1 protein-coding gene is annotated in these 3,007 nt (G+C 46.4%); it reads right to left on the reverse strand.

Annotation, left to right across the window (positions count from 1 at the left end; all coding sequences use genetic code 11):
* Positions 1–2,884: outer membrane protein assembly factor BamB family protein (locus tag PBA01S_RS22410; RefSeq protein ID WP_127576771.1), on the reverse strand; the 2,884-nt coding region annotated here is incomplete at its 3' end.
* Positions 2,885–3,007: the final 123 nt, after the last annotated feature.

Raw genomic sequence — 3,007 nt, forward strand, 5'->3', positions numbered from 1 at the left:
GCGCGGAGCCGTCACCTTCCAGTTTCAATGCACCTGCCAGCATCACAGTAAACTCGGCGCGTGTGACTGGATGATTCGGTTTAAATGTGCCATCTGGATAACCGCTGACGATGCCTTTCTCTACAGCACGCATGATGTAGTCCTCCGCCCAGTGTCCGGCAATATCAGAAAATGGCATCGACGATTCATGAGTAGCCGTCTCTCGAATCACGGTCAGCGTATATCGCTTCTCGGTACCGTCTTCCGCACGAACGACAAACGTGAACTCATTGTTGCCACTTGTCAGCTTCTTGCTGATCGGCACCGAGCGTGACAAAAGTACACCATCAACGTACACTTCGGCCGCATCGTGCGCTGCTTGAGCAATAAATACCATTTCCTCTGCATCTGTAAATACGGTGTAATCATGCACATCAGGAGCAAACGAAGGTTGTAAAGTTAACATCCGACCGTTTGCCCATATTTCCAGTGATGAAAGCTTGGCATCGCTGGAAACACGATCCGTACGGGAAGACGGTGATGACGAGGAGCTTCGCTTACGCTCGTCCAGCACGATCACACTTACCTTCGCCTTGATATTCAGCGGATTGTTCACCCACTCAGGCAATTGCAAGGTGCCTATAAATTCATAACGACCAGCCACCTTGCCATTGTATTCAGGGTGAACTTCATTCCAGCTCACTTGCACCTCAATCGTGCGAAGATCGTCCAACGTAACATACACCGAATCGGGTACGGAAACATCCTGCAACTTCGTGTTATAAGGCACATATATCGTATCTGGCCTTTGAATTTCCGTAATCGTTAGCAGTTGGCGCTCAATGTATAAAGAATAAGTGCGCTCCTCCTTTTCATTTTCTGATATAACTTGGATATAAATCGAATTGTCACCGATCTCGAGCACCGCTTCTTGCCCACCAATCACCTCATACGATGCCGATGAGTCGTAAGTTGAAGCTGTTACTGTCACGCGATCCATTGAATAAGGTACCGTCAAATAATAAGTAAACAGATCTGGATTGAAATTTTCTAAAATTTTACCATTGATTCGAATCTCAGACAACTTGGCATTCGACCCCGGTAAAACACGAACCTGTAGCTTTGCCTTCAATTTATCCGGGTTCAGATAATATTCGGGCAATTGCAAGCTTCCAGATATCCAATATGTCCCAGATTGATCCGGATTGTAATCAGAATTCACTATTTCCCAATTGACTCCCACATCCGGCTCTAACGTCTCGTTGTGCAGTTGTATAGAAACCTCGGTTGGCAAATATTGCGCTAATTGATCGCTCGTGATATGCTTGCTTATTTCAAGCGTATTGAGATCATTCACCGCTTTTACCACAGCATACGGCGTTGCGCTAACCGGAGCTGACAACTGGCTTCTACTATTCCCTTCAGTAACGGCTTGCACAGCAAACCAATATTTTGTTCCTGCCTTTAACTCATCAACCAGCCATGATGTGTCCATAAGCGGCTCGTCATTTAATGGTTTCCAGTTCGATAAATCCTGCGTATCCGGCGGCTCTGATCCTGTAGCCATATAGATTGCGTAAGAGGAGGCATCAGAAACCACCTCCCATTCAAGCTGCACAGACCTTTCTCCAGCCTTTGCCGTTACGTTAGTCGGAGCATTTATATCAACCTGCCCGATCGCATATAAATGTCCATCGTAAGAACCCACATAAATCGTACCATCGGCACCGATGGCCGCTGATGAAGTAATCGAACCGCCTGTCTGAAATGACCACCGCATATTGCCCGCTGAATCTATCGCGTACAAATTGCTGTCGTGAGTTCCGACATAAAGCATGCCATTGGCATCGACAATCGGCGTAGCATAAGTAACGTATCCAAATTCCGCCGACCATCTGGGGCTAACGTCATCCGCCGCTTGTTGCGGCGCAAATGCATAGAGTTTCGAATGAGTCTTTATATAGATCGTACCGTCAGAACCGATAACCGGAGTGCTGGAGATCGGATCTTTTGCATCAAACCTCCATTGTAATTGACCCGACGAATCCAGTACATATAAATTACCATCCTCTGAACCCAAGTAGATCGTCCCATCATCCCCGATTGCCGGTGTCGCTCTGATCGCACTACCCGTTTTAGTTTCAAAGATCCATTTCGGCTTGACATCATCCGCATCTTGCTCCGGTTCAAATGCATAGAGAATACCTTCGAAATCACCCACATAGATCTTACCATCAGCTGCAATTACCGGGGACGACTTAATCATCGGCCAAAATGCTGATATTTTGTATGACCACTTTTCCCTTCCCGTGTCTCCATCGTCGGAAATTGCATGAAAAGTACCGTCCTCGGTAGCGACATAAATCGTCCCGTCCGCTCCGATGGCTGGTGAAGGGGACACGAAAACCAGTGACCCTATTTTCAAATCCCATTTCAAAGTACCGTCTGGATGAATCGCATATAAATAACTGTCATCCCCCCCGACGTAGATCGTCCCATCAGCTCCGATGGATGGCGACGAATAAATGCCGGGGTTGCCAAAATCACTACCATTGATCGCAAATTTCCATTTCTGCTCGCCACTCGCCGTCAACGCATACAAATGCCCGTCGTCTGAGCCGACATAAATTGTACCGTCTGCAGCTATCGCCGGTGATGAACGTACACGTCCTTCAGTTTTAAATGACCATTTCATATCAAACGCTTCGCTGCCGGAAAACCTCGACTGTCTCGTCCAGTTAAACGCCGTCGGTTGAATCGCTTCCAGGTCATAATTCCCTTGCTCATATCCAGAGCCTTGTATAAACGACTCAGCAGCAGATGCTTCAACGCTGCCATCGACAAGTATAATGGCCATATAACAAAAAATAGCGAATAACAGATTGAATTTTTTATTCATCTTCATATATTTCCCACCTTTGTATCAATGTATCAATGAAGAAAACGCTAAAAACCTGGCAACCATTATAAAAAGATTTACTCATTTCAAACTGAAAACATTGAAGCTAGAGTGAAAGGCTGGGCGGAG

The sequence above is a fragment of the Paenibacillus barengoltzii NBRC 101215 genome (assembly GCF_004000745.1).
In the GTDB taxonomy this organism is placed as follows: Bacteria; Bacillota; Bacilli; order Paenibacillales; family Paenibacillaceae; genus Fontibacillus; species Fontibacillus barengoltzii.